29 protein-coding genes are annotated in these 25,450 nt (G+C 40.2%); 27 read left to right on the top strand and 2 right to left on the bottom strand.

The window, feature by feature from the left end:
• Positions 1 to 22: 22 nt before the first annotated feature.
• The 3 genes from atpG to ISG33_RS14610 are packed head-to-tail and all read left to right on the top strand — an operon-like array spanning position 23 to position 2,763.
• Positions 23 to 883 (top strand): F0F1 ATP synthase subunit gamma, encoded by an 861-nt coding sequence (gene atpG, locus ISG33_RS14620; protein ID WP_195734335.1) that lies wholly within the window; start codon positions 23 to 25, stop codon positions 881 to 883.
• Positions 884 to 915: 32 nt separating this feature from the next.
• Positions 916 to 2,298 (top strand): F0F1 ATP synthase subunit beta, encoded by a 1,383-nt coding sequence (gene atpD, locus ISG33_RS14615; RefSeq protein ID WP_195734334.1) that lies wholly within the window; start codon positions 916 to 918, stop codon positions 2,296 to 2,298.
• A 51-nt stretch (positions 2,299 to 2,349) separates the two neighbouring features.
• Positions 2,350 to 2,763, top strand: coding sequence for a F0F1 ATP synthase subunit epsilon (locus ISG33_RS14610; RefSeq protein ID WP_195734333.1), 414 nt, complete (start codon positions 2,350 to 2,352; stop codon positions 2,761 to 2,763).
• A gap of 115 nt (positions 2,764 to 2,878) precedes the next feature.
• Here the strand turns inward: ISG33_RS14610 and ISG33_RS14605 are convergent, their stop codons facing one another.
• Positions 2,879 to 3,844, bottom strand: coding sequence for an integron integrase (locus tag ISG33_RS14605; protein ID WP_195734332.1), 966 nt, complete (start codon positions 3,842 to 3,844; stop codon positions 2,879 to 2,881).
• Between the two features lie 870 nt (positions 3,845 to 4,714).
• Between ISG33_RS14605 and ISG33_RS14600 the strand changes: the two genes are divergently transcribed.
• The 18 genes from ISG33_RS14600 (at position 4,715) to ISG33_RS14515 (ending at position 18,750) form a co-directional block, all read left to right on the top strand.
• Positions 4,715 to 5,113, top strand: coding sequence for a hypothetical protein (locus ISG33_RS14600; protein ID WP_195734331.1), 399 nt, complete (start codon positions 4,715 to 4,717; stop codon positions 5,111 to 5,113).
• A 336-nt stretch (positions 5,114 to 5,449) separates the two neighbouring features.
• Complete coding sequence (locus tag ISG33_RS14595) at positions 5,450 to 5,896, top strand: hypothetical protein (RefSeq protein WP_195734330.1); 447 nt, start codon at positions 5,450 to 5,452, stop codon at positions 5,894 to 5,896.
• 339 nt (positions 5,897 to 6,235) lie between these two features.
• The gene (locus tag ISG33_RS14590) at positions 6,236 to 6,421 is read left to right on the top strand and encodes a hypothetical protein (RefSeq protein ID WP_195734329.1); all 186 of its coding nucleotides are present in this window, start codon (positions 6,236 to 6,238) and stop codon (positions 6,419 to 6,421) included.
• Positions 6,422 to 7,450: 1,029 nt separating this feature from the next.
• Entirely contained in the window at positions 7,451 to 7,783 is a 333-nt protein-coding gene (locus tag ISG33_RS14585; protein ID WP_195734328.1) for a hypothetical protein, read from the top strand.
• Positions 7,784 to 8,717: 934 nt separating this feature from the next.
• Positions 8,718 to 9,122, top strand: coding sequence for a hypothetical protein (locus ISG33_RS14580; protein ID WP_195734327.1), 405 nt, complete (start codon positions 8,718 to 8,720; stop codon positions 9,120 to 9,122).
• Between the two features lie 87 nt (positions 9,123 to 9,209).
• Positions 9,210 to 9,494, top strand: a complete 285-nt coding sequence (locus ISG33_RS14575; RefSeq protein WP_195734326.1) for a hypothetical protein — start codon at positions 9,210 to 9,212, stop codon at positions 9,492 to 9,494.
• A gap of 62 nt (positions 9,495 to 9,556) precedes the next feature.
• The gene (locus tag ISG33_RS14570) at positions 9,557 to 9,976 is read left to right on the top strand and encodes a hypothetical protein (RefSeq protein ID WP_195734325.1); all 420 of its coding nucleotides are present in this window, start codon (positions 9,557 to 9,559) and stop codon (positions 9,974 to 9,976) included.
• A gap of 71 nt (positions 9,977 to 10,047) precedes the next feature.
• Complete coding sequence (locus ISG33_RS14565; RefSeq protein ID WP_195734324.1) at positions 10,048 to 10,407, top strand: hypothetical protein; 360 nt, start codon at positions 10,048 to 10,050, stop codon at positions 10,405 to 10,407.
• 339 nt (positions 10,408 to 10,746) lie between these two features.
• The gene (locus ISG33_RS14560; protein ID WP_195734323.1) at positions 10,747 to 11,154 is read left to right on the top strand and encodes a DUF6559 family protein; all 408 of its coding nucleotides are present in this window, start codon (positions 10,747 to 10,749) and stop codon (positions 11,152 to 11,154) included.
• A gap of 699 nt (positions 11,155 to 11,853) precedes the next feature.
• Positions 11,854 to 12,363 carry a hypothetical protein gene (locus ISG33_RS14555; RefSeq protein ID WP_195734322.1) on the top strand — a complete coding sequence of 170 codons (510 nt, stop codon included), beginning with the start codon at positions 11,854 to 11,856 and terminating at the stop codon, positions 12,361 to 12,363.
• A gap of 327 nt (positions 12,364 to 12,690) precedes the next feature.
• On the top strand, positions 12,691 to 13,107 hold the full coding sequence (locus ISG33_RS14550; protein ID WP_195734321.1) for a hypothetical protein: 417 nt from the start codon (positions 12,691 to 12,693) through the stop codon (positions 13,105 to 13,107).
• 1,362 nt (positions 13,108 to 14,469) lie between these two features.
• Positions 14,470 to 14,949 (top strand): energy transducer TonB, encoded by a 480-nt coding sequence (locus ISG33_RS14545; protein WP_195734320.1) that lies wholly within the window; start codon positions 14,470 to 14,472, stop codon positions 14,947 to 14,949.
• 343 nt (positions 14,950 to 15,292) lie between these two features.
• On the top strand, positions 15,293 to 15,691 hold the full coding sequence (locus ISG33_RS14540) for a hypothetical protein (protein ID WP_195734319.1): 399 nt from the start codon (positions 15,293 to 15,295) through the stop codon (positions 15,689 to 15,691).
• A 322-nt stretch (positions 15,692 to 16,013) separates the two neighbouring features.
• Complete coding sequence (locus tag ISG33_RS14535) at positions 16,014 to 16,397, top strand: hypothetical protein (RefSeq protein WP_195734318.1); 384 nt, start codon at positions 16,014 to 16,016, stop codon at positions 16,395 to 16,397.
• A 316-nt stretch (positions 16,398 to 16,713) separates the two neighbouring features.
• Positions 16,714 to 17,058, top strand: coding sequence for a hypothetical protein (locus ISG33_RS14530; RefSeq protein ID WP_195734317.1), 345 nt, complete (start codon positions 16,714 to 16,716; stop codon positions 17,056 to 17,058).
• 606 nt (positions 17,059 to 17,664) lie between these two features.
• Positions 17,665 to 17,844, top strand: coding sequence for a hypothetical protein (locus tag ISG33_RS14525; RefSeq protein ID WP_195734316.1), 180 nt, complete (start codon positions 17,665 to 17,667; stop codon positions 17,842 to 17,844).
• 176 nt (positions 17,845 to 18,020) lie between these two features.
• The gene (locus ISG33_RS14520) at positions 18,021 to 18,431 is read left to right on the top strand and encodes a hypothetical protein (protein WP_195734315.1); all 411 of its coding nucleotides are present in this window, start codon (positions 18,021 to 18,023) and stop codon (positions 18,429 to 18,431) included.
• A gap of 175 nt (positions 18,432 to 18,606) precedes the next feature.
• A complete protein-coding gene (locus tag ISG33_RS14515; protein WP_195734314.1) occupies positions 18,607 to 18,750 on the top strand; it encodes a hypothetical protein in 144 nt (47 codons plus the stop codon).
• Between the two features lie 601 nt (positions 18,751 to 19,351).
• Here the strand turns inward: ISG33_RS14515 and ISG33_RS14510 are convergent.
• Complete coding sequence (locus ISG33_RS14510; RefSeq protein ID WP_195734313.1) at positions 19,352 to 19,717, bottom strand: SAM-dependent methyltransferase; 366 nt, start codon at positions 19,715 to 19,717, stop codon at positions 19,352 to 19,354.
• Positions 19,718 to 20,048: 331 nt separating this feature from the next.
• Between ISG33_RS14510 and ISG33_RS14505 the strand changes: the two genes are divergently transcribed.
• The 6 genes from ISG33_RS14505 (at position 20,049) to ISG33_RS17200 (ending at position 24,958) form a co-directional block, all read left to right on the top strand.
• Positions 20,049 to 20,408, top strand: a complete 360-nt coding sequence (locus tag ISG33_RS14505; RefSeq protein WP_195734312.1) for a hypothetical protein — start codon at positions 20,049 to 20,051, stop codon at positions 20,406 to 20,408.
• Positions 20,409 to 21,947: 1,539 nt separating this feature from the next.
• Positions 21,948 to 22,250: a hypothetical protein gene (locus ISG33_RS14500; RefSeq protein ID WP_195734311.1), complete on the top strand. Its 303-nt coding sequence runs from the start codon at positions 21,948 to 21,950 to the stop codon at positions 22,248 to 22,250.
• Positions 22,251 to 22,575: 325 nt separating this feature from the next.
• Positions 22,576 to 22,974 (top strand): hypothetical protein, encoded by a 399-nt coding sequence (locus ISG33_RS14495; protein ID WP_195734310.1) that lies wholly within the window; start codon positions 22,576 to 22,578, stop codon positions 22,972 to 22,974.
• Positions 22,975 to 23,256: 282 nt separating this feature from the next.
• Positions 23,257 to 23,583, top strand: coding sequence for a DUF2185 domain-containing protein (locus ISG33_RS14490; protein WP_195734309.1), 327 nt, complete (start codon positions 23,257 to 23,259; stop codon positions 23,581 to 23,583).
• 348 nt (positions 23,584 to 23,931) lie between these two features.
• Positions 23,932 to 24,237 carry a putative signal transducing protein gene (locus ISG33_RS14485; protein ID WP_195734308.1) on the top strand — a complete coding sequence of 102 codons (306 nt, stop codon included), beginning with the start codon at positions 23,932 to 23,934 and terminating at the stop codon, positions 24,235 to 24,237.
• A gap of 595 nt (positions 24,238 to 24,832) precedes the next feature.
• Positions 24,833 to 24,958, top strand: a complete 126-nt coding sequence (locus ISG33_RS17200) for a hypothetical protein (protein ID WP_255528914.1) — start codon at positions 24,833 to 24,835, stop codon at positions 24,956 to 24,958.
• Positions 24,959 to 25,450 lie beyond the last annotated feature (492 nt).

The raw sequence follows: 25,450 nt of genomic DNA, 5'->3' as shown, positions 1-25,450 counted from the left end.
TTTAGTAATTGGAGAGAGTGTCATGGCTAGCGGAAAAGAGATAAAAGGTAAGATTGGGAGTATCAAAAATACTCAAAAAATTACCAGTGCTATGGAAATGGTTGCCGCTTCGAAAATGAAGAAGGCGCAAGACCGTATGGCCTCTGGCCGTCCGTATGCACAAAATATGCTAAAAGTGATTGGTAATATGGCAAGCGGTTCTTTGGAGTACCGTCATCCTTATCTGGAAGAACGTCCTGTAAAGAACGTAGGTTACATCGTTGTATCTACTGACAGAGGTTTATGTGGCGGCTTGAATACAAACGAATTCAAGTTAGTTACTCGTCAAATCAAAAAAGAGCAAGAACAAGGTGTCAACGTACACTTTGCCGCTTTAGGTTCTAAAGCGTGTGCCTTTTTTGGGCGATTTGGCGGAAACGTAATGGCAGCGGAATCTGGCATGGGCGACAAGCCCTCTGCTCAAGATGTAATTGGTCTAGTTAGCGTGATGTTACAAGCTTACGAAGAAGCAAAGATTGATAAGATTTATTTGGTTTTTAATAAGTTTGTAAATACGATGACGCAAGAACCGGTCATCAATCAATTGTTACCTTTGCCTAAATCAGAGACTGAAGAGCGTAAACATAGCTGGGATTACATATACGAGGGCGATCCAAAGCTTATTTTGGAAAGAGTAATGGCTCGATATATCGAATCTCAAGTTTATCAGGGTGTTGTTGAAAATGTGGCTTCAGAGCAAGCTGCTAGAATGGTAGCGATGAAAGCTGCAACAGACAATGCAGGAAACCTGATAGACGATCTACAACTTGTATACAACAAAGCGCGCCAAGCAGCAATTACACAAGAAATAAGTGAAATTGTTGGCGGTGCAGCTGCGGTATAGGCAAAGAATTTTAAAGTTTAAGAGGACAAATTATGAGTCAAGGTAAGGTCGTCCAAATTATTGGTGCTGTTGTGGATATTGAATTTCCACAGGATTCAGTTCCAAGAGTGTATGACGCACTAAAAGTGACCGAAGGTGACTTAGCAGGCTTAACTCTAGAAGTACAACAACAATTGGGTGGCGGCGTAGTACGTTCAATTGCTTTGGGTACTACAGATGGCTTACGTCGTAATCTTGCGGTAGAAAATACCGGTGAAGCAATCCAAGTACCTGTTGGTACAGCTACTTTGGGTCGTATCATGGATGTTTTGGGTAACCCAATCGACGAAGCAGGCCCTATCGGTGAAGAAGAGAAAATGTCTATTCACCGTGAAGCGCCAAGCTATGAAGACCAATCAAGTTCTGTAGAACTACTAGAAACTGGTATCAAAGTAATCGACCTTGTTTGCCCATTCGCTAAGGGTGGTAAAGTAGGTTTGTTTGGTGGTGCCGGTGTTGGTAAAACAGTAAACATGATGGAGCTTATCCGTAACATCGCCATCGAGCACAGCGGCTACTCAGTATTCGCAGGTGTTGGTGAGCGTACTCGTGAGGGTAACGATTTCTATCATGAAATGAACGAATCAAACGTACTTGATAAAGTATCGCTTGTTTACGGTCAGATGAATGAGCCTCCTGGTAACCGTTTACGTGTTGCTTTGACAGGTTTGACTATGGCTGAGAAGTTCCGTGACGAAGGTCGTGACGTACTTTTCTTCGTAGATAATATCTACCGTTACACGCTTGCTGGTACTGAAGTATCTGCACTACTTGGTCGTATGCCATCAGCGGTTGGTTATCAGCCGACTCTTGCTGAAGAAATGGGTGTACTACAAGAGCGTATTACCTCAACTAAGACAGGCTCAATCACGTCAATCCAAGCGGTATATGTACCTGCGGATGACTTGACAGATCCATCACCAGCTACGACCTTTGCTCACTTGGATGCAACTGTTGTATTGTCACGTGACATTGCTTCTTTAGGTATTTACCCAGCGGTTGATCCACTAGATTCAACGTCTCGTCAGCTTGACCCATTAGTAATTGGTCAAGAGCATTATGACGTTGCTCGTGGTGTTCAGTCAGTACTACAGCGCTACAAAGAACTAAAAGACATCATTGCCATTCTAGGTATGGATGAGCTTTCTGAAGAAGACAGACAAGTAGTATCACGTGCTCGTAAAATACAGCGCTTCTTGTCACAGCCTTTCTTCGTAGCAGAGGTATTTACAGGCTCTCCTGGTAAGTATGTTTCTTTGAAAGACACCATTAGTGGCTTTAAAGGCATTTTGGACGGTGAGTATGATAGCCTTCCAGAGCAAGCTTTCTACATGGTTGGTTCTATTGACGAAGCACTTGAAAAATCTAAGAAGTAATTCGCAGATTAATACTTATAGTGCAGCGAAAGCTGCCTACTAGGAGGCCCCATGGCAATGACAGTACATTTGGATGTGGTAAGCGCTGAAACAGAGATTTTCTCTGGTCTCGTTGAAACAGTCCAAGTCACAGGTAGCGAAGGTGAGTTGGGTATATACCCTGGTCATGCTCCTTTGATTACTGGCTTACAACCTGGCATGGTTCGAGTTGTTAAACAGCATGGTGAAGAAGAGTTAATTTATGTTGCTGGCGGTATTTTAGAAGTACAGCCACACACAGTAACTGTTCTTGCTGATACTGCACTTCGCGCCGAAGATTTGGACGAAGCTGCAGCGGAAGAAGCCAAAAGGCATGCTGAAGAAACCATCTCACAAGGTGGTGCCGACTTTGATTATGCCGAAGCAGCTATTGAGCTTGCCGAGGCAATTGCTCAGTTAAGATTGATTCAAAAACTGCGCAAGTAAGTTAGTTCACGAAAAGATAAAAACCCAGCAATTGCTGGGTTTTTTGTTTCATGTGGAACAAGTACTTTTACTGATGTAGGCGAGATTAAATGGGCTTGCCAATTACAACACAATACTAAAAAATGTTTTTAAGCGGACTTACGACAGCGTTTCCGCCTCGTTGTAAAATATGCGTATAGATTTGGGTGGTTCTTATATCTGCATGCCCCAGTTGGTCTTGGACCGTTCGAATATCAGCACCATTTTGTAACAAATGAGTGGCAAATGAATGCCTCAGAGTATGTGGCCCTACTCTCTTATCTATTTTAGCTGCTCTCTGAGCGCTCGCAATCGCTTTTCTCAAACTGGACTCGTCAATATGATGTCTGCGCTTTAATTTCGATTCTGGGTCGATTGAGAGAGTTTTAGAAGGAAAGAGATATTGCCAGCCAACAGTAAAACATGCATTCGGTGATTTGTTTCGCAATCCGTGGGGCATAAACACCCCTCCGAAATCAGGATTGCTGCGATCAAGTGATAAATAGTGATTAACAAACTGAATTTGAGAGCGTAAAGGGCTGAGTAATTCATCTGATAAGGTCACTACCCGATGTTTACCGCCTTTACCATTCCATACCCGAATATTTTTAAAATCAAAGTCGATATCGTGAGTTCGCAGCCTTACACATTCCATAAGGCGCAAGCCGCTTCCATATAAAAGCGCAGCTGGAAGCTTATAATTCGCATTTATAGCTTTAAACAATAATCCAATTTCACTAACAGTTAGTACAGTAGGTAATTTTTGTTGTCGATTGCTTTTGGCAAAGCGTAGATCGGGCGAAAGCGGTCGCTTGACTATTTCCTTGTACAAAAAGTTAATAGCATTAAGCGCAATTGCTTGAGTATTGGCAGCAACGTGCTTTTGAGAAACTAAATGTGATAAAAAATGTTCAACATCTTTGTCAAATAGCGTGGCAGGATGCTGGCCACCATGGAATCGGATATAGCTATTTATCCATTTCAGATAAGTTTGGATAGAGCGTTTCGCATAGCGACGAAGATACATTTGTTCTTCAACAAATGATAAAAATTGATTATTCATGCAATAGTCCTTTACTGCAAAGTGTTACTGTTTAAGCATACAGTAAAACCTTTTTGCCTGGAAAGAGCAATACTTTGTAAAAATTCCGTACTTTGGTACAGTGAGCATAATAAGGAAATAATCATTACTATATCTGTAAGTGTGGTGCAGAGGTGAATTTGGGCAAAATATGAAAAAATACAGTGCATATTTCAGGGAATTAATTCAAACACGCTTCCGAGAATTTGCTCGGGTAATAAGTTGTTATGTGGATTTTTTAGAATGAGACGGAGTAAAAGGAGTGGTGGTTCCTCATTGGTAGACCTTTATTATGTTAATGAGGAGGCAAAATCAAATAACTGGCTGTTCTTATTTTTTATATTATCTACTTTTCTTGGCTCTCTGACTGGAATTGGCGGCGACCATGCTTTATTTAGCGGTATTGTTGCAATAATTTCTGGTGTACTAATTTTTACTACAATACGAGAATTATGGCGTGCAAGAAGGTTTAAAAAACACCTATTAAAGCAAGACGATAACTAACCATAGTTATTAATGACTGCAATGCAAGCTCCTTCTTTCAAAACTCCCTCTCATCTGTTTTTAATGGGTTATTTTCGGGTTCGCGAGCGCATAATGTTTGGTCCACGCTACTGACCATAAGTTGTTGTCTCAGCGTAAAACGAGTATTGTTTTACTTAAATGGTTAACGAAAGGAGACATGGATTGTTTTATCAAAACCGCAAAAACATCGGGCAACATAACAATCGCATAAACGCACTCCCTACGGTCGCTGGGACACCTTTAAGTGCGGCCTTCGCTTCGCTCAAAGCGTCCGCCCATAAATCTGCCCGTTATGCGGGGTGTTATGTTTGATTTTTGGAGTTTTGGGTGACTAGAAATGAATTCATAAAAGCTTGTTTCTCTATTGCAGTAATAGTTTTGGTGCTGTTATTAATGGTTTATGCTCTTTCGCATATCGCTTTCTCTATTGCGACTACCTCTTTATTAGTCGGAGTTGCCTTTCTGGCCTTATTGATAAAGGTTGTTTCACTTAAAGTAAAAGGTGCTTATTCAGCATTTAAAGAGACACTATCGAAACACAATCTTGCTTTATTAAATACTAGTGAAAAGTTGGCAAGTTTTTGCTTTGTGCTGTTTGCTGGTGTTCAGATATATCAAAGCTACATCAGTAATAAATATCAAACCATCGGAGCATGCTTTGTTATCCTTCTCATGTACGCACTTGATACCTACCGAGAAGAGAGGGCGCAAGAAAACGATGGATAGCAATCGACTATGGCGTAAGCTCTTTCTTTCAAGAGTCACTCTCATCTTTCTGTCAGAAACTTATTTTCGGGTTCGCGAGCGCATAATGTTTGGTCCACGCTAATAGCCATATGTTGTTGTCTCAGCGCAAAACGAGTATTGTTTTACCTAAATGGATATCGCAAGGAGACATGGAATGTTTTATCAAAACCTCAGCAAACCGAAACAGCATAACAATCGCATCAACACACTCCCTACGGTCGCTGGGACAACTTTAAGTGCGGCCTTCGCTTCGCTCAAAGCGCCCGAACTTAAACTTGCCCGTTATGCGGGGTGTTATGTGACATGGAGTAACCGATGAAAATTCTTACTTTTTTATTGTCTTTAACTGTGGTTTCTACTGTAAATGCTTCAGAGTCCATAACTTTTGGTGATTTGTATGGTGAGTGGTTAGATGACAATGCTTATCGCACATTAAAGCCAAACGATGAGTTTGGAATATCGTTTAAGGCTAACGGAGACGCAGTAATTGTTGGAAACAAAATAGCAATATGCCCAAGGGATAAGATGAAAGATATAGATGGTGTTTTCCATATTAGCTGTTTTGAAAACCAAGAGTTTGAGGTCATTCGATTGGTTGTAAGTGGCTGGAAAAGTAAACATAAGCGAGTGTTATTTGGTTTTCACTATTGGCTTGCAGACACGGAACGAATATCGGGAGACGGTGATTCCAATGAACCCGAAAGATATCGAATATTCGCGGGCATGCCGACAAGTTTAGTATGGTCTTCAGATGGTAAATAGCAAACGACTATGGCGCAAGCTCGTTCTTTCAGGAGCCACCCTAAAAGGTTTTTAATAAACTAATTTCGGGTTCGCGAGCGCAGAAGGTTTGGTCCCCGCTGCCAACCATCGATTGCAGTATCAACATCAAACGAGTATTGTTTTACCTAAATGGTTAACGCAGGGAAACATGGAATGTTTTATCAAAATAGCAATAAACCGAAGCAACATAACAATCGCATAAACGCACTCACTTCGTTCGCTGGGACTACTTTAAGTGCGGCTTTCGCTTCGCTCAAAGCGTCCACACTTAAACTTGCCCGTTATGCGGGGTGTTATGTGGAGCAGGTAATTTAATCTATGTTTGATACAAAACCGCTAAACGAAGAAGAGTTTGTTGAGATGGTAAATCTATTAAAACGATACTCTGATAACCACTTAGATCAATTCGATAATTGGAAACTAATATCCAAAAAAGGTGATGTATTCATTTCACTATCTTTGAAGGCAAGTGGGCCAGAGTCATCATATGATGAATTGGAGTGATAGTTTTTTCAATGTTTCTATTTGGTACTTTTTATAGCTCTTTCTTTCAAGAGTAACCTTCATCTTTCTGTCAGAAACTTTATTTCGGGTTCGCGAGCGCATAATGTTTGTTCCCCGCTCCCAACCATCGATTGCAGTATCAACATCAAACGAGTATTGTTTTACCTAAACGGTTAACGCAAGGAAACATGGAATGTTTTATGAAAATCGCAATAAACTGAAACAACATAACAATCGCATTAACCTCGCTACGCTCGCGCAGGACATAAAAACCTGCGGTTTTCATGCCCGTTATGCGGGGTGTTAGCGTGCTAAAAAGCAAACTGGATTTCAGTTAAATTCAAAACAAGTCAAAATCACTAGTATAAGTTGAATGCAACAGACCCAAGTGCCTCTTCGTCTTTCTTCGTTAGTATTTTGATTCTAGGGTCGCGAGCATACTTTTGTTTGGTCGTTGTCTCATTAGCTTCTTCACAAGCTCCTGCTTTTTCCTTGTTACTTGCGTAGTTTGTCAGACCTTGTGTTTCATGTTCGCGAGCATCCGTTGTTTATTCGCGCCATCAAACAATGACGTCCGTCGCGACACATTGGCGCAAGCTCGTTCTTTCAAGAGGTACCCTCATCTTTCTGTCAGAAACTTATTTTCGAGTTCGCGAGCGCATAATGTTTGATTCCCGCTGGTCAACATCAGTTGTTGTTTCAGACGAAACCGAGTATCTTTTCAACATCAAAACAAAATTCAAACATCGCAACGGAGTGTGTTTTGTCCTATCAACATCGAGTGGCATCAACGTGTGCTAACAAATACATCAACGCACTCCCTTCGGTCGCTGGGACAAATTTACGTACGGCCTTCGCTTCGCTCAAAGCAGCCGCACATAAATCTGCCCGTTATGTAGGGTGTTATGTGTAAGGGGAGTTTGAGTTATTAGTTCTTTTAGGTTTGTAGTTTTTATATTCATTTTGCTAGTTTTCACTGGATGTAATCGTCCCGAGCCTTTCGATGCAAAAGCAAAAGAAGCTAGAGCAATGCTAGGGTGGCTAAATGATGCAAACCCAAACGAGGATGCGATGAATGCTATTAAGAGCGGCGATATACGTTTTTACGCTTTTAAGCTTCATCACCGTTATTCTGTTCCAGTATATGAAAGTTTTTGTCCAGATTGGCGTAAGTTGTCAGCAAATAGAGAGCAGGTGTTGTCAAATGTTAGGTTGATTGATGGAGCCGGTTATTCACCGAATTATACAATTTCCTACGAGTATAGAAAGTTCTCCGCTATCGCATTACTTTACATCAAGGAATACAACTCTAGAATTTATTTTGAAATGGAAGAAGATGGAAGCTTTAAGTGCGACACATAACAAACGACTATGGAGAAAGCTCTTTCTTTCAAGAGTCACTCTCATCAGTTTTTAATGAGTTTTTTTCGGGTTCGCGAGCGCATAATGTTTGGTTCACGCTACTAACCATCAGTTGATGAATCAGATTCAAACGAGTATTGTTTTACTTAAATCGTTAACGCAAGGAAACATGGAATGTTTTATCAAAATCGCATCAAACCGAAACAACATAACAATCGCATCAACACACTCCCTTCGGTCGCTGGGACAACTTTAAGTGCGGCCTTCGCTTCGCTCAAAGCGTCCACACTTAAACTTGCCCGTTATGCGGGGTGTTAGCGTGTTAAAAAGCAAACTGGATTTCAGTTAAATTCAAAACAAGTCAAAATCACTAGTGCAAGTTAAATGCAACAGACCCAAATGTCTTTTCGTCTTTCTTCGTTAGTACTTTGATTCTAGGGTCGCGAGCGCACTTTTGTTTGGTCGTTGTCTCATTAGCTTATTCACAAGCTCCTGCTTTTTCCTTGTTACTTGCGTAGTTTGTCAGACCTTGTGTTTCATGTTCGCGAGCATCCGTTGTTTATTCGCGCCATCAAACAATGAAGTCCGTCGCGACACATTGTCGCAAGCTCGTTCTTTCAAGAGTCACTCTCATCTTTCTGTCAGACACTTATTTTCGTGTTCGCGAGCGCATAATGTTTGATTCACGCCAGTCAACATCAGTTGTTGTTTCATAGTAAATCGCGTATCTTTTCAACATCAAAACAAAATTCAAGCATCGCAAAGGAGTGTGTTTTGTCCTATCAACATCGAGTGGCATCAACGTGTGCTAACAAATACATCAACGCACTCCCTACGGTCGCTGGGACAAATTTACGTACGGCCTTCGCTTCGCTCAAAGCGTCCGCACATAAATCTGCCCGTTATGTAGGGTGTTATAGCTCTCAAGGAAAGTATGCGTAAAATTCTCGTTTTGTTATCAATCATGCTAACTACAGCGTGTACAGCAAAAACTGAAAACATGTCTCAATATTATCCTGAACATGTTGCCGGTAGTTTTTATCTTACGGAAGATATGGCTTTATTTGAGAGCAACGAACACAATTATAGTTTTGTTAAAAATACGCTTGCGCGCCAATCAGATTGTTGTACAAATGGAAAACAATTAGCCCTTTTACCTAAAGGCACTAAAGTACAAATTAACAATGTTCTTAGGTACGTTAAATTTACCAACGATTGCAACGAGGTTGTTGGTAGCGTACAAGTTAAAGGCAAAGACGTGGAATTTGAATTTTTTATAAACTGTAATTATCAGGGTGTAAAAGTAGCAAAAGATCTACCGTGGAAACGAGAGCTATAACAAGCCAATAAGGGGCGTTATATATCATTGTCAGCCATCGAGGTAGTTTAGTCATTGGACGAATTAGAAAATAGATTAACAGAGTATGTGCATTCGTTATTTTTAGACGATGCTTTTGAAGCATGGCGAGATAAGTTAAGTATATTTGCAGATTCTAGATGGTATTCTTTGATCGTAGAACTTGATAGTAAAATGTGTCCAACTGAAGATCTAAAGTCATTTGACGAGCCTGTGTATTCACGGGTTGTTTTTAGGAAGTTAAACGCTCCGAATTACATTACCACTAAAGAAATCATGCTTGTATTTACTATTTCAGACAGTAACTGGAGCTCAGTTATTTGGCACAGCTCAGGGGTAAAACATGATATATAACAAACGCTTCAAGCGGATAAAAATGAAGAGCAATTTTTACCGCTTAAGCGGGTGTTAGGCGTATGGTGAAAGCTCTTCCTTTTTTAGTGATTTTCGCTTTCTTAACTGGTTGTAGCCATGGTTATAATGGCCCTGACCAGACAATTGTTAATAAATTTGAAGTATCGCAAGACCAAATGTTGCTTGTAGTAAAAGTAAAGGATGTTGCCTACACTGAGTACTCTACTACGTCATGCCCCGATAATGATTGCATAGTGATGCGCACATGGTTTGTTTATGAAGCTGATGTTCTTGAAGTTTTACATGGTAAATATGACGACAGCAAAATCTCTTTTGCAAATATGCAGCACTCTTATTATGTAGACGAATATACTAATGAATGGTATTTGTTACTTCAGCAATTCGAGGATTTATCATCGGTAGAAAAATTGAATACAAAATACTATGTGATTCAACAAGAGTCCAAATTCAATGGTAGTTAGAATAAATACGCCTAACAAAAAAATTCAAGCGGACATTGCCAAGAGCGGGCAACGCCGCTTAATTTGGTGTTATGAGTAGGGTTTTAAGTCTTGTTTTATTACTTGCTGGGCTCCTTTTTACGCTGTTTGGTGATTATTCATATCGGCAAAATAATGGCGGTAGAATATTAACTGATATTATTAGGCCTTTTTTCAAGCCTTTTGCAGAAAACCCAACAGGACCAATGTTAGTGCCAATTCCTTTTTATCAGAATAATCAAACGGTGACTTTTATTCTTATCGGTTTGGCTGTGTTTTTTATTGCGATTGCTTCACTAATTGAAATAAAGCGATTTAAAACTATAGGACATAACAAACAATCGGCAGGGGTTGTGTCACTGGCTACTTGTTTGGCTATCTTTAACTTAGTGTTAATCAGTTGGAATTTATAATTTCAACGCATTGTTGAGCTATTTAATTGCTCGTTCTTTCAAGAGTCACCTTCATCTTTCTGTCAGAAACTAATTTTCGTGTTCGCGAGCGCATAATGTTTGATTCTTGCTGCCAACCATCAGTTGTTGTCTCAGCCTAAAACGAGTATTGTTTTACCTAAATGGTTAACGCAAGGAGACATGGATTGTTTAATCAAAACCGCAAAAACATCAAGCAACCTAACAATCGCATAAACGCACTCCCTTCGGTCGCTGGGACAAATTTACGTACGGCCTTCGCTTCGCTCAAAGCGTCCGCCCATAAACTTGCCCGTTATGCGGGGTGTTATGGTTAAAGGAATGATAAGCAGCTTAGTTGACAGATTCGGCATTGATGCCAGATTGATTAAAAGCACTAGACTATTGAACGAACAATACTCTAATAAAGACTACTTTGAGCTCACTGAAGTAGATACCGTGTTAGAGCAATTAAAGCTAGGCCGTTATAAAGCACTACCTTTGCTTTATGCTGCGCACTGTAACGCTAAATCTTTTTACACTAGGTTTGAGCATACTGACTTTGATTATCGACAACTAAGAATGCAAATTGCAAAAATATGTTTTGGTTCAAAGATTGAGTTTGATTCAAATATACTAAGACAATATGCATTGGACAAAATAATTCATATTGATGAGCCCTTTTATGATAAACCTAAAGGTACGACGAGAGGCTCTAGTACTCACCCCACAGATGCGGGGAGCGATTAGATATTGGTTGTTGCGGTCATTAGTGAATTGATTCTAAGCTCGTTCTTTCAAGAGGTACTCTCATCTTTCTGTATGACCACTTTTTTCGGGTTCGCGAGCGCATAATGTTTGATTCCCGCTGCCAACCACCGATTGCAGTATCAACATCAAACGAGTATTGTTTTACCTAAATGGTTAACGCAAGGAAACATGGAATGTTTTATCAAAGCCGTATCAAACCGAAGCAACATAACAAACGCATTAACCTCGCTACGCTCGCGCAGGACATAAAAACCTGCGGTTTTCATGCCCGTTATGCGGGGTGTTAGGGTGCTAAAAAGTACACCTTAAAAGCAAAAAACAGTCGAGCATGGGTCGTCTAGTCTTCGCCATCAAACATGAGAGTCCGTCGCGACACATTGGCGCAAGCTCGTTCTTTCAAGAGTCACGCTCATCTTTCTGTTAGAAACTTTTTTTCGTGTTCGCGGGCGCATGATGTTTGGTCTTCGCCGGTCAGCATCAGTTGTTGTTTCAAAGCAAATCGCGTATCTTTTCAATATCAATGCAAAATTCAAACATCGCAACGGAGTGTGTATTGTCTTATCAACACTGCAAAAACATTTGGCAACCTAACAATCGCATCAACGCACTCACTACGTTCGCTCGGAAGCCATTACGTGCGGTTGCACGCAATGTCTCCGGTTATGCGGGGTGTTAGCGATGTTAGGTAAGGGTGGCGTAATAGTTTTTTTAGTAGTTTTATTACCGTCTTTTAACCAAATGGCTTACGTCAAGTCTGACGACAAATGCATTGAGAACGGGCTTGCTGAAATAGCAGATATCCAACTAGGAGATTTAAAAAGTACTATAGTAAATAAGTTAGGACTTCCAACTTCAGTATTGTATGACGCGGACGAAGGCTCTAGTGGTCAGAATTCAGGAGAGTCATTGTTTTATCCAGGGATTGAATTTTTTAGTGCTGATATTGGTGGTGTCACATACATAAAAACGAGCACTGAAAAGCATGACAGTGTATACGGAATAAAAGTAGGAATGTCATTTAAAGAAGTTACAGACACTTTAAATATCGACTATACCAATAAGCAAAGGTTAATGGTTTATCTTTGTGATCAGCCTAATTTTTTAGAGCCACATTTTTTATTTACCTTTGCTACTAATGATGGGGCTAAATTAAAATCGATTGAAATTGCACTGGGCGGTGAGTTATAGATAACGCATGATTTTGCAAAGCTCGTTCTTTCAAGAGTCACCCTCATCTTTCTGTCAGAAACTTTATTTCGGGTTCGCGAGCGCATAATGTTTGTTCCCCGCTGCCAAACACCGATTGCAGTATTAGCGTCAAACGAGTATTGTTTTACCTAGATGGTTATCGCAAGGAGGCTTTCAATGTTTAATCAAAATCGAGTAAAATCAACCGGTGCTAACAAATACATCAACGCACTCCCTTCGGTCGCTGGGACAAATTTACGTACGGCCTTCGCTTCGCTCAAAGCAGCCGCACATAAATTTGCCCGTTATGTAGGGTGTTAGCAATTTATGGATAAGCAAGTGAGAATGGAAATCCGAAGGCAGACAGGCACTAGGAAAATTCCTGAAAAGACAAAAAAACCTGAAGGGCCAGAATACTCTATGTCGTTTGTCTGTTTTAATTGTAAAACAAGTAATATGCGACACTTTAACAGGCCGCCTTGCGATTACCCTGATGTTATTAGCTGCCCTATTTGTAAAGAGGACTCATTCAATTTAGGTAGAAACTTTAAGCCACCTAAAAAAAGTGATTCTATGCAATGGAAAAAGATAAAATATTTGGTCAGCCACGGCTTCCTTTTTCAGAAAATTAGAGTGGTTCCTGGAAGTTATGACAGTATCCCATACCCTGAAACACTCTCAGAAGCTAAGGACTTTGTAGTAAACTATGGCAAATGGGCAATTAAGCGTTTAAGAAAGGAGTAAGCTCGTTCTTTCAAGAGGAACTTCCATCTTTCTGTCAGAAACTCATTTTCGAGTTCGCGAGCGCATAATGTCTGATTCCCGCTGCCGACCACCGATTGCAGTATCAACGTCAAACTAGTATTGTTTTACCTAAATGGTTAACGCAAGGAAGCACTAAATGTTTTATCAAAATCGAGTTAAATCAACCTGTGCTAACAATCGCATCAACGCACTCCCTCCGGTCGCTGGGACAACTTTAAGTACGGCATTCGCTTCGCTCAAAGCAGCCAAACTTAAACCTGCCCGTTATGCGGGGTGTTATGGCGTATGAACTGTCAAATCTGCAATGTTAAAATTAGCAAACTAGATAAATGGTCCTTGATTTTTGAATTGCCAGTCAAATGCAAAAATTGCGGTGCTACCTATCGGATAAAACGGCTAGAGGGTTTATTGCTTGGCTTTGTCGAGCAAATTTTATTTTTCGTCGCAATTGGTTTGTCTTTTTGGTTCCTAAGTAAGCTTCTAGCAGTGCTATTGATAGTAATCCTTTTTAGTTTAAAGGTGTTTTACCCTTTGCAATTAGCAAAGAAAAACGCTGTCAATGAGTTACTAAAACGGAAGTATAAAGTAGAGGTATAACCTCGTTCTTTCAAGAGGTACTCTCAACTTTCTGTCAGAAACTAATTTTCGGGTTCGCGAGCATTTGCTGTTTGGTCTTCGCTAGTCAACATCAGTTGTCGTCTAAACTTAAAACGAGTATTGTTTTACTTAAATGGTTAACGCAAGGAGACATAGATTGTTTTATCAAAATCGCAATAAACCGAAGCAACATAACAATCGCATAAACGCACTCCCTTCGGTCGCTGGGACAACTTTAAGTGCGGCCTTCGCTTCGCTCAAAGCGTCCGCCCATAAACCTGCCCGTTATGCGGGGTGTTAGGGTGCAAAAAGCACACCTTTAAAACAAATAACAGTGTAACTAGTCTGCATTTAATGTAACAGAGCCAAGTTTTTCTTCGTCTTTCTTCGTTAGTATTTTGGTTCTAGGGTCGCGGGCGTACATTTGTTTATTCATTGCCTCATCGACATTTGCTAAAGCTCTACGTTTTTCCTTGTTATGCCATCTTCAATTAGAAACTGTGTTCCATGTTCGCGGGCATGACTTGTCTAGTCTTCGCTATCAAATATCTAAGTCCGTCGCGACACATTAGCGCAAGCTCGTTCTTTCAAGAGTTACTCTCATCTTTCTGTAAGACACTTTATTTCGGGTTCGCGAGCGCATAATGTCTGATTCCCGCTGTCATACTGCAGTTGTTGTTTCAAAGTAAATCGCGTATCTTTTACACATCAAAGCAAAATTCAAGCATCGCAACGGAGTGTGTATTGTCTTATCAACATAGCAGTAATAGTCAACAATCTAACAAACGCATCAACGCACTCCCTTCGGTCGCTGGGACAACTTTAAGCACGGCCTTCGCTTCGCTCAAAGCGTCCGCCCTTAAACCTGCCCGTTATGCGGGGTGTTATGTGAATAAAATTATTGTGACTTTCTCTTTATGCACCTCATTATTTATAACGGGTTCTGCTCAAGCATTTTCCTTAGAACCAGAGACATGTGATAGCAGTTATCCCACAATAGCTGCTCAAAAAAAACTGGAGGGCTCCGTTCGGTTAAAGTTTGATATAAGCGTTCAGGGGAGACCTGTAAATATAAAAGTATTATCATCAGATCCTGAGATAATTTTTGATAAAACTGCGATATGCTCATTATCCAAATGGAAGTATAGGCCTAAGATAGTAGATGATATCGCTGTAGAGCAAGTAGGGCTAGAGGTCCAGTTAGACTATAAAATGGAAAAATAGAGATAATTAAAGTGTGCGAGTGCTCGTTCTTTCAAGAGTCACTCCCATCTTTCTGTCAGAAACTCAATTTCGTGTTCGCGAGCGCATAATGTTTGGTCTACGCTACTAACCATAAGTTGTTGTCTCAGCCTAAAACGAGTATTGTTTTATCTAAATGGTTATCGCAAGGAAACATGGAATGTTTAATCAACACTGCAATATACTGAGGCAACATAACAATCGCATAAACGCACTCCCTACGGTCGCTGGGACAACTTTAAGTGCGGCCTTCGCTTCGCTCAAAGCGTCCGCCCATAAACCTGCCCGTTATGCGGGGTGTTATGTTTGATTTTTGGAGTTTTGGGTGACTAGAAATGAATTCATAAAAGCTTGTTTCTCTATTGCAGTAATAGTTTTGGTGCTGTTATTAATGGTTTATGCTCTTTCGCATATCGCTTTTTCTATTGCGACTGCTTCTTTATTAGTCGGAGTTGCCTTTCTGGCCTTATTGATAAAGGTTGTTTCACTTAAAGTAAAAGGCGCTTATTCAGCATTTAAAGAGACACTATCGAAACACAATCTTGCTTTATTAAATACTAGTGAAAAGTTGGCAAGTTTTTGCTTTGTGCTGTTTGCTGGTGTTCAGATATATCAAAGCTACATCAGTAATAAATATCAAACCATCGGAGCATGCTTTGTTATCCTTCTCATGTACGCACTTGATACCTACCGAGAAGAGAGGGCGCAAGAAAACGATGGATAGCAATCGACTATGGCGTAAGCTCTTTCTTTCAAGAGTCACTCTCATCTTTCTGTCAGAAACTTATTTTCGGGTTCGCGAGCGCATAATGTTTGGTCCACGCTAATAACCATATGTTGTTGTCTCAGCGCAAAACGAGTATTGTTTTACCTAAATGGATATCGCAAGGAGACATGGAATGTTTTATCAAAACCTCAGCAAACCGAAACAGCATAACAATCGCATCAACACACTCCCTACGGTCGCTGGGACAACTTTAAGTGCGGCCTTCGCTTCGCTCAAAGCGCCCGAACTTAAACTTGCCCGTTATGCGGGGTGTTAGGTTTTGGTCGAATCCAACCTTTCAACTATCAAGCGTGGTTCGTTTCTAAGTGGCGGTGTTTTCGTTCTTATCTTGGTATTTTTGTTTCACTGGCTCGTTGATTATAACGATCCAAGTTTTCGTTTGGTATTCAATGGCTTTGAAAAGCCAATAGAAGAAATAGTATTAAATTTTGACGACACCAAATTAACTTTTACTCCCCCGATCCTTGAAAAGGGAAATACGCTTGAGTTTTTTGTTTCGCAAAGTAGAGGTACTTTTAGCTTGCTAATTAAAACAAGTAATGGGCAGGTTTATGAGTTAAAAAACATTGAGTATAAGTCAGGTAATTATAACTATATAAGTAAGCTAGACGGCTCAATAATATATGTAAAAGGACACTGGTAGTGAAGCTCGTTCTTTCAAGAGGTGCTCTCATCTTCCTGTTAGAGACTTATTTTCGTGTTCGCGAGCGCATAATGTTTGGTCAACGCTACTAACCGTCAGTTGTTGTATCAGCCTAAAACGAGTATTGTTTTACCGAAATGGTTAACGCAAGGAGACACGCATTGTTTTATCAAAACCGCAAATACATCTGGCAACCTAACAATCGCATAAACGCACTCCCTTTGGTCGCTGGGACAAATTTAAGTGCGGCCTTCGCTTTGCTCAAAGCGTCCGCCCATAAATTTGCCCGTTATGCGGGGTGTTAGGTAGCTCGCGGATGTATAAAGAATTTCTTAAAAACGGGAAGAGTGAAGGTGACAACCTTCTAGGTTTTTTATTCGATTTGGAGTATTACCTTGAAGAGCTTGAAGGTGTCTCAAATGTATCCGTCAGAAGTACTGACGACGAGGAAAATTTATTAGTTGCTAGTTTCAAATTTGCCCATGATATTAGTGAAAAAGAGATGGCAGATAGGTTAAAAAACACATGGCTAGATTGTTTGAGTTATGCCTCATTTGAAAAACACTCGTTTGTATTATCCCAAAGGAAAGTTGAATTCTATTTTTGTACTATTTCAAGCCCCATTGGGGTTACAGGGAAGATTGTAGGAAACGGCACCTAACAAACGACTATGGCGCTAGCTCGTTCTTTCAAGATTCCCTCTCATCTTCCTGTCAGAAACTTATTTTCGGGTTCGCGAGCGCATAATGTTTGATTCACGCTACTAACCATCAGTTGTTGTCTCAGCCTAAAACGAGTATTGTTTTACCTAAATGGTTAACGCAAGGAGACATGGATTGTTTAATCAAAACCGCAAAAACATCGGGCAACATAACAATCGCATAAACGCACTCCCTTCGGTCGCTGGGACAACTTTAAGTGCGGCCTTCGCTTCGCTCAAAGCGTCCGCGCTTAAACCTGCCCGTTATGCGGGGTGTTATGTGTAAGTTAACGAAACCAGTGCGGCCAAAAAATTATACTTTGAGATCGATAATTATATTTTTTCTTTGGCTTACGCCATTAATATTGATGTTGAAATACTTACCAAGAGAACCATTTTGGCTGTCTATTACTCCTATTGTATCTGCCTATCTGTTGCATCACTTTCTGATACTGGTTTTATACGACAAGGAAAGCAAACAATACCGAGACGATTATCGCGTTTATAAGGAGGCAATAAGGGTGCGTAAAATGGAAGTTGCAACTCGACTTCAAAATGGCAATGTAAATGAAAATATTACTAGTTACAGAAATCGAAAGTGAAACGTATTTGGTTGCTCGTCCTCTCAAGAGTCACTTTCATCTGTTTTTAATGAGTTATTTTCGGGTTCGCGAGCATTCGTTGTTTGGTCTTCGCTGGTCAACATCAGTTGTTGTATCAGCGCAAAACGAGTATTGTTTTACTTAAATGGTTAACGCAAGGAAACATGGATTGTTTTATCAAAACCTCACAAACATTAAGCAACATAACAAACGCATAAACGCACTCCCTTCGGTCGCTGGGACAACTTTAAGTGCGGCTTTCGCATCGCTCAAAGCAGCCTCACTTAAACCTGCCCGTTATGCGGGGTGTTAGCTATCGTCATGAACCTCAAAGAATCGTTGGAAGTTTTTATAAATACGGCTCATGACTCAGAGTCTTACGAGTTAGTATCAAAACAAACAATTGAATTATTGGTCAAACACATTGCGTCTGAAAATATCGGACCTATTGAAGGTCTTAAAGTGCTCGTAGAAGAAGTGCTTATGCCATATAACGAAGATTCTCGAAGTGAAATTAGCGTTGGTGGTAGCCACAAATTATCTTCTTTAGTATCAATCTATCATAATCTAGATGATATCTCTGATAGCACTGAGTGGAGATTAGTATCTATTGATCCACCAATAGAGGAGGGGTACATTGAAGATATTCCTCTTGATAAATTTATGGAAAAGTTTCGTCAAGATATTATTTTAGCAGCAAACGAATGGTTGTTTAAACAGCAATATAGCTAACAAACCACTATGGCGCTAGCTCGTTCTTTCAAGAGTCCCTCTCATCTTCCTGTCAGAAGCCTATTTTCGGGTTCGCGAGCGCATAATGTTTGATTCCCGCTGCCAACCATCAGTTGTTGTCTCAGCCTAAAGCGAGTATTGTTTTAACCAAATGGTTAACGCAAGGAGGAATTAAATGTTTAATCAAAATCGAGTTAAATCAACCGGTGCTAACAATCGCATAAACGCACTCCCTTCGGTCGCTGGGACAAGTTTAAGTGCGGCTTTCGCTTCGCTCAAAGCGTCCGCACTTAAACCTGCCCGTTATGCGGGGTGTTAGGTCTTGTGTTCGTGATTTCCTATCTCAAAATTATTGCGAGTTTAATGGTAGTTCATTTTGTTCTCGCTACAGTGCCTACGTTTGTAGTTGAAAATAAAGCAACAGCAACCATTGCTTATTACTCCATATTTTTCGTGTTACAAATCGCATCAGATTTTGGGTTAGCTGTTTTTGGTGTTGTAACCGAAAATCATTTTATAGCTCCGATTAATTCATTGGGTTGGTTTATTATTATTCTAACGTGGATTTCTGTGCATTCATTTTTTGGATATTTGATATTACGGATATTAAAAGCAAATCAGAGTTAACTTAAATCATGTTTAAAGCTCGTTCTTTCAAGAGGCGCTCTCATCTTTCTGTCAGAAACTTTATTTCGGGTTCGCGAGCGCATAATGTTTGGTCCACGCTACTAATCATCAGTTGTTGTCTCACCGTAAAACGAGTATTGTTTTACCTAAATGGTTAACGCAAGGAGACATGGATTGTTTTATCAACACCGCAAAAACATTTGGCAACCTAACAATCGCATCAACGCACTCACTGCGTTCGCTCGGAAGCCATTACGTGCGGTTGCACGCAATGTCTCCGGTTATGCGGGGTGTTAGGCGGACGGTTTTTTATCCACCTCCATTCTTCTTTCTGACTCTTCTTCTATAAAAAGATGTAAATTTACTTCTCTGTCTTCGTCACTTGGAAACTTACTTCTAAATTCATCTCTAATGGCTTCATACTCAATTTTGCCGTCTTTGCTAAAATCGAGAGTGGAGTCTTTTGATTGAATGTATGTATGAATTTCTAGGCTATTAAATAAAACAGCCTTAACTGAAGTCAGCAGCTCGTCCCTGTATTTATCGGAAATACTCTCGTCAGTTTTTATTGTTTCAAGAGCTAAATGAAATACCCTTTCCAATGGGAGTGAGTACAACGCAAGAGCATCAAATAGTGTTTTTGGTAAATTTTTATCCATATTTTTTCGCTTCAATCCTTTAAACTAGTTATTACAGTATCAGTTTTTAACCCTATAAACATTATCAATGCGTTGTCTGTGTTTGTTGTATGCTCTTTCTTTCAAGGGTCGCTACCATCAGTTTTAATCAGACTGTTTTCGGGTTAGCGAGCATTAGTTGTTGTTTTGAGTTCAAACGAGTATTGTTTTACCTATATGGTTAACGCAAGGAGACATGGATTGTTTTATCAACACCGCAAAAACATTTGGCAACCTAACAATCGCATTAACCTCGCTACGCTCGCGCAGGACATAAAAACCTGCGGTTTTCATGCCCGTTATGCGGGGTGTTATGAGTAAGGTTTTAAGTCTTGTTTTATTGCTTGCGGGGCTCTTTTTTACGCTCTTTGGTGATTATTCATATCGGCAAAATAATGGCGGTAGAATATTAACTGATATTATTAGGCCTTTTTTCAAGCCTTTTGCAGAAAACTCAACAGAACCAATGTTAGTGCCAATTCCTTTTTATCAGAATAATCAAACGGTGACTTTTATTCTTATTGGTGTGGCTATGTTTTTTATTGCGATTGCTTCACTAATTGAAATAAAGCGATTTAAAACTATAGGACATAACAAACAATCGGCAGGGGTTGTGTCACTGGCTACTTGTTTGGCTATCTTTAACTTAGTGTTAACCAGTTGGAATTTATAATTTCAACGCACTGTTTAGCTAATTAATTGCTCGTTCTCTCAAGAGTCACCCTCGTATTTCTGTCAGAGACTTTATTTCGGGTTCGCGAGCGCATAATGTTTGGTCCACGCTAGAAACCATCAGTTGATGTATCAGATTCAAACGAGTATTGTTTTACCTAAATGGTTATCGCAAGGAGACATGGAATGTTTTATCAAAATCGCATTAAACCGAAACAACATAACAATCGCATAAACACACTCCCTTCGGTCGCTGGGACAACTTTAAGTGCGGCCTTCGCTTCGCTCAAAGCGTCCACACTTAAACTTGCCCGTTATGCGGGGTGTTAGCGTGCTAAAAAGCAAACTGGATTTCAGTTAAATTCAAAACAAGTCAAAATCACTAGTGCAAGTTGAATGCAACAGACCCAAATGTCTGTTCGTCTTTCTTCGTTAGTATTTTGATTCTAGGGTCGCGAGCGTACTTTTGTTTGGTCGTTGTCTCATTAGCTTATTCACAAGCTCCTGCTTTTTCCTTGTTACTTGCGTAGTTTGTCAGACCTTGTGTTTCATATTCGCGAGCATCAGTTGTTTATTCGCGCCGTCAAGCAATGAAGTCCGTCGCGACGCATTGGCGCAAGCTCGTTCTTTCAAGAGGTACTCTCATCTTTCTGTCAGAAACTTATTTTCGAGTTCGCGAGCGCATAATGTTTGATTCCCGCTGGTCAACATCAGTTGTTGTTTCACAGTAAATCGCGTATCTTTTCAGCATCAAAACAAAAATTCAAACATCGCAAAGGAGTGTGTTTTGTCTTATCTACATCGAGTGGCATCAACGTGTGCTAACAAATACATCAACGCACTCCCTACGGTCGCTGGGACAAATTTACGTACGGCCTTCGCTTCGCTCAAAGCGTCCGCACATAAATCTGCCCGTTATGTAGGGTGTTATATGCCATGAAGACTGAAACCAAGCTTTTATTACAATACTTGTTTTTGTACCCGTTTTATTATGTGGCCGCGATGCTTGGTGCCTCGATTACCTTGTATTTTTTAATGTCATGGCCTTATGTTTTCACAGTTAAGTTTTTTCTAATAATGGCGTTTATAATGGGTGGTAGTTCTTATTTCATTCATTGGCGTGTCGGTTTTTATGCCCTCACTGAATTTAAGAGATCTTAAACTGAAACCTATGTACCAAAAGGCATATAACAAAAGACTATGGTGCAAGCTCATTCTTTCAAGAGTCACCCCCATCTTTCTGTCAGAAACTTATTTTCGGGTTCGCGAGCGCATAATGTTTGGTCCACGCTAGAAACCATCAGTTGATGTATCCGATCCAAACGAGTATCGTTTTACCTAAATGCTTAACGCAAGGAGACATGAATTGTTTTATCAACACCGCAAAAGCATTAAGCAACATAACAATCGCATAAACGCACTCCCTGCGGTCGCTGGGACAACTTTAAGTGCGGCCTTCGCTTCGCTCAAAGCGTCCGCCCATAAACTTACCCGTTATGCGGGGTGTTATGCGTTTAAAGCAACATTTCGCTAGGTGTTCATGAGAATTGAAAAATCGACCTTAACTGGTAAATACAAGAAGCTTTATTTTTGTGTCTCACGGATACTTTACGACAATGATATTGAGGGCATAAATTTTGGTGTAAATGATGATGAATATGAACCCGAAGTAGGAACCATACTGCCGAGGCTCCATGATGCTAGTTCAGTGGAGGATATACAATTAATTCTATCGGAAGAGTTCAATCATTGGTTTGGAAGTAACAGAGAGCTAGATGAGTATTATGATTCAGCAAAAGAGATATGGGCTGCATGGCTTTCTTATAAATCAGGAATATCATAAATTGACTGTAGCGAAAGCTCGTTCTTTCAAGAGTTACCCTCATCTTTCTGTCAGGAACTCATTTTCGGGTTCGCGAGCGCATAATGTTTGTTCCCCGCTGCCAACCACCGATTGCAGTATTGACGTCAAACGAGTACTGTTTTACCCAAGCCGTTAACGTAAGGAGGCATGGAATGTTTTATCAAAACCGCAGCAAACCGAAGCAACATAACAATCGCATAAACGCACTCCCTTCGGTCGCTGGGACAATTTTACGTGCGGCCTTCGCTTCGCTCAAAGCGTCCGCCTATAAACTTGCCCGTTATGCGGGGTGTTATGTGTTTCTATGAATACCAAATTTAGAGTTCGCCTAAAAACATCATCGAAGCTAAAAATTCTCGGTGGATTATTAGTTATCTCAATATTAATTGTTTTGATTGTATTTCCGTTTTTCGATGTTGACGTAAAAGATGGAACTTATACTCATTTCTTTATTGCAGAAGTCATTAATCCATACAAAATAGAGCGCACATCAGTAACAACAAAAATTAAAAATGATTCTCGTTTTCCTCATACTGCAAAATACCCTTACGAGGTTAGAGTCAGGGCACATGGTGAGGATTTCATTGTAGGTAGTTTTAAGCAATCTTTCGTAACAGAGAAAATATGCATCGGGGTCTTGAGTAGTGTTAAAACTAGAAAGGTGGCTAACTATGTTAGGGTTGATGAGCAAAATTGCAAATAAGCTCGTTCTTTCAAGAGTCACTCTCATGTTTCTGTCAGAAACTTTATTTCGTGTTCGCGAGCGCATAATGTTTGGTCCACGCTACTAACCATCAGTTGTTGTCTCAGCGTAAAACGAGTATTGTTTTACCTAAATGGTTAACGCAAGGAGGCATTAAATGTTTAATCAAAACCGCAAAAACATCAGGCAACATAACAAACGCATCAACCTCGCTACGCTCGCGCAGGACATAAAAACCTGCGGTTTTCATGCCCGTTATGCGGTGTGTTAGGTAAGTTGTTGATGAAGAACTACAAAATACCAAAAGGTCAGATGCGCTCACTAGCTGAGGGGTTTGGAGCATGCCTAGCTACCGACCATATAACTGTAGAGGGAAGGCCTGTTGGGTATATGTACCGCACAGAGCCTGATATAAATGAGCACAATGGTTGGGTTTTTATGTCAGGTGATGAAAGTCAAGAATACGCAGATACTGCAGAGAATTGGAATTATTACGATACAAATACAATTGCTAATTATGATCCTGACATTGTCAAATATTTGGGTGCAGCAATAGGCTCATCTTTTGAGCGAGATAGTGAGGGTAAATTCATAGTAGTGACTGATTAAAAATGGAGTTAAATAAAGCTCGTTCTTTCAAAAGGTACTCTCATCTTTCTGTCAGAAACTTTTTTTCGGGTTCGCGAGCGCATAATGTTTGGTCCACGCTACTAACCATAAGTTGTTGTCTCAGCCTAAAACGAGTATTGTTTTACCTAAATGGTTAACGCAAGGAGGCACTAAATGTTTAATCAAAATCGAGTTAAATCAACCGGTGCTAACAATCGCATCAACACACTCCCTGCGGTCGCTGGGACAACTTTAAGTGCGGCCTTCGCTTCGCTCAAAGCATCCGCCCATAAATTTGCCCGTTATGCGGGGTGTTATGTAAATCTAAGTTTGTAGGAGTCGTTTAAAATGAAGATGGTCTATACAAATGAAAGTAGTGTTTTGGTAAACAATGCCAAAAATTTGCTCATACATAATGGTTTGTCTGTATCAGTAGCAAATGAGCACAATTCAACAGGTGGGCATACATTGCTCGCGAACATGGAGCTATGGGTAAATCGCGACTCGGATTACGACAAGGCAATGGAGTTGTTGAACACCTTAAAATCATCAAAAAATATAAAAGAATGGGTATGCACCGAGTGCAACGAAAAAAATGATGCATCTTTCGAAATATGCTGGAATTGTGGTAGCGAGGCTCCGCGGCAGCCCTGATTTACATAACAAGGCGCTCAAGGGGACAATTACATGGTGCGGCTTCGCCATTATAGCACCATGTTATTGCCCCTTAGCTAAGTGTTAGGCTTTCAGATGATTCATACCGTTTTTAGGGTGATTATTTCATGTTTTTTGATGCTTGCTTTATTAGGGAAAATAGAGGTTTTTGCGGGGTTTCAAATCGCTGTCGAGGCAAATGATTCTGTGGGGTCAATCAGAGCCTCAAGGGGTATAAACTTTGTACATTTAATCGTATTTTTTTCTATATGCTGTTTATTGTTTCCATCCTATTTTGAGAAAAAATTCAACGATTGGTCACCTACAGATTTTGGTGTTTTGTATTCTAAGTCTGTATTCATTTTTATAGGTTATTGCCTTTTTGGTATTAGCCTGGTGATTCTTTATATGTTTAATCGTTAAAATAACAGCAGAGCTGCTCGTTCTTTCAAGGGGCGCCCTCATCATTCTGTCAGAAACTATTTTTCGGGTTCGCGAGCGCATAATGTTTGATTCCCGCTGTCAATCATCAGTTGTTGTCTCGGCCTAAAACGAGTAATGTTTTACCTAAATGGTTAACGTAAGGAGACATGGAATGTTTTATCAAAATCGCAAAAACATCGGGCAACCTAACAATCGCATTAACCTCGCTACGCTCGCGCAGGACATAAAAACCTGCGGTTTTCATGCCCGTTATGCGGGGTGTTATGTGCCGTCATAGATGCTGATTTTTATTTGGTGTGCTTTAGGTGTTTTACTATTTGCCATTAGCATTTTCACAACAGACTCTTACTTAGAATTTCAATTTAGAAATTACAAAGAGGACTGGAAAATTGCTGGGTGCAGCCGTGGTTATACGTTTAACCCAATAGGTAGTAGCACGTTTATTAAATGGATAAATTTTACGTCTGATAAAGATGTACCTTATTGGGTGGGTGTTGATCCTAGGGCAAAAATACTGGTAAAACGATTAATACTCATTAATCGACTCTGGCTTGCATATATTTTTTCGATGTTCCCTATAATTGTCATATACCTTTTGTGAAAGCTCCTTCTTTCAAGAGTCACTCTCATCTTTCTGTCAGAAATTATTTTTCGGGTTCGCGAGCGCATAATGTTTGTTCCCCGCTGCCAACCACCGATTGCAGTATCAACGACAAACGAGCATTGTTTTATCTAAATTGTTAACGCAAGGAGACATGGAATGTTTTAT

The sequence above is a fragment of the Marinibium conchae genome, from assembly GCF_015595035.1.
Taxonomy (GTDB): domain Bacteria; phylum Pseudomonadota; class Gammaproteobacteria; order Enterobacterales; family Alteromonadaceae; genus Glaciecola.
The sequence above is the reverse complement of the archived record's forward strand: the minus strand, read 5'-3'. Positions and strand labels throughout refer to the sequence as shown.

Coding starts and splice junctions, on each gene's coding strand:
- atpG (WP_195734335.1), top strand. CDS start 23: ATGGCTAGCGGAAAAGAGATAAAAGGTAAGATTGGGAGTATCAAAAAT.
- atpD (WP_195734334.1), top strand. CDS start 916: ATGAGTCAAGGTAAGGTCGTCCAAATTATTGGTGCTGTTGTGGATATT.
- ISG33_RS14610 (WP_195734333.1), top strand. CDS start 2,350: ATGGCAATGACAGTACATTTGGATGTGGTAAGCGCTGAAACAGAGATT.
- ISG33_RS14605 (WP_195734332.1), bottom strand. CDS start 3,844: ATGAATAATCAATTTTTATCATTTGTTGAAGAACAAATGTATCTTCGT.
- ISG33_RS14595 (WP_195734330.1), top strand. CDS start 5,450: ATGAAAATTCTTACTTTTTTATTGTCTTTAACTGTGGTTTCTACTGTA.
- ISG33_RS14590 (WP_195734329.1), top strand. CDS start 6,236: ATGTTTGATACAAAACCGCTAAACGAAGAAGAGTTTGTTGAGATGGTA.
- ISG33_RS14585 (WP_195734328.1), top strand. CDS start 7,451: ATGCTAGGGTGGCTAAATGATGCAAACCCAAACGAGGATGCGATGAAT.
- ISG33_RS14580 (WP_195734327.1), top strand. CDS start 8,718: ATGCGTAAAATTCTCGTTTTGTTATCAATCATGCTAACTACAGCGTGT.
- ISG33_RS14570 (WP_195734325.1), top strand. CDS start 9,557: ATGGTGAAAGCTCTTCCTTTTTTAGTGATTTTCGCTTTCTTAACTGGT.
- ISG33_RS14565 (WP_195734324.1), top strand. CDS start 10,048: ATGAGTAGGGTTTTAAGTCTTGTTTTATTACTTGCTGGGCTCCTTTTT.
- ISG33_RS14560 (WP_195734323.1), top strand. CDS start 10,747: ATGATAAGCAGCTTAGTTGACAGATTCGGCATTGATGCCAGATTGATT.
- ISG33_RS14555 (WP_195734322.1), top strand. CDS start 11,854: ATGTTAGGTAAGGGTGGCGTAATAGTTTTTTTAGTAGTTTTATTACCG.
- ISG33_RS14550 (WP_195734321.1), top strand. CDS start 12,691: ATGGATAAGCAAGTGAGAATGGAAATCCGAAGGCAGACAGGCACTAGG.
- ISG33_RS14530 (WP_195734317.1), top strand. CDS start 16,714: ATGTATAAAGAATTTCTTAAAAACGGGAAGAGTGAAGGTGACAACCTT.
- ISG33_RS14525 (WP_195734316.1), top strand. CDS start 17,665: ATGAAAATATTACTAGTTACAGAAATCGAAAGTGAAACGTATTTGGTT.
- ISG33_RS14520 (WP_195734315.1), top strand. CDS start 18,021: ATGAACCTCAAAGAATCGTTGGAAGTTTTTATAAATACGGCTCATGAC.
- ISG33_RS14515 (WP_195734314.1), top strand. CDS start 18,607: ATGTTTAATCAAAATCGAGTTAAATCAACCGGTGCTAACAATCGCATA.
- ISG33_RS14510 (WP_195734313.1), bottom strand. CDS start 19,717: ATGGATAAAAATTTACCAAAAACACTATTTGATGCTCTTGCGTTGTAC.
- ISG33_RS14505 (WP_195734312.1), top strand. CDS start 20,049: ATGAGTAAGGTTTTAAGTCTTGTTTTATTGCTTGCGGGGCTCTTTTTT.
- ISG33_RS14500 (WP_195734311.1), top strand. CDS start 21,948: ATGAGAATTGAAAAATCGACCTTAACTGGTAAATACAAGAAGCTTTAT.
- ISG33_RS14495 (WP_195734310.1), top strand. CDS start 22,576: ATGAATACCAAATTTAGAGTTCGCCTAAAAACATCATCGAAGCTAAAA.
- ISG33_RS14490 (WP_195734309.1), top strand. CDS start 23,257: ATGAAGAACTACAAAATACCAAAAGGTCAGATGCGCTCACTAGCTGAG.
- ISG33_RS14485 (WP_195734308.1), top strand. CDS start 23,932: ATGAAGATGGTCTATACAAATGAAAGTAGTGTTTTGGTAAACAATGCC.
- ISG33_RS17200 (WP_255528914.1), top strand. CDS start 24,833: ATGTTTTATCAAAATCGCAAAAACATCGGGCAACCTAACAATCGCATT.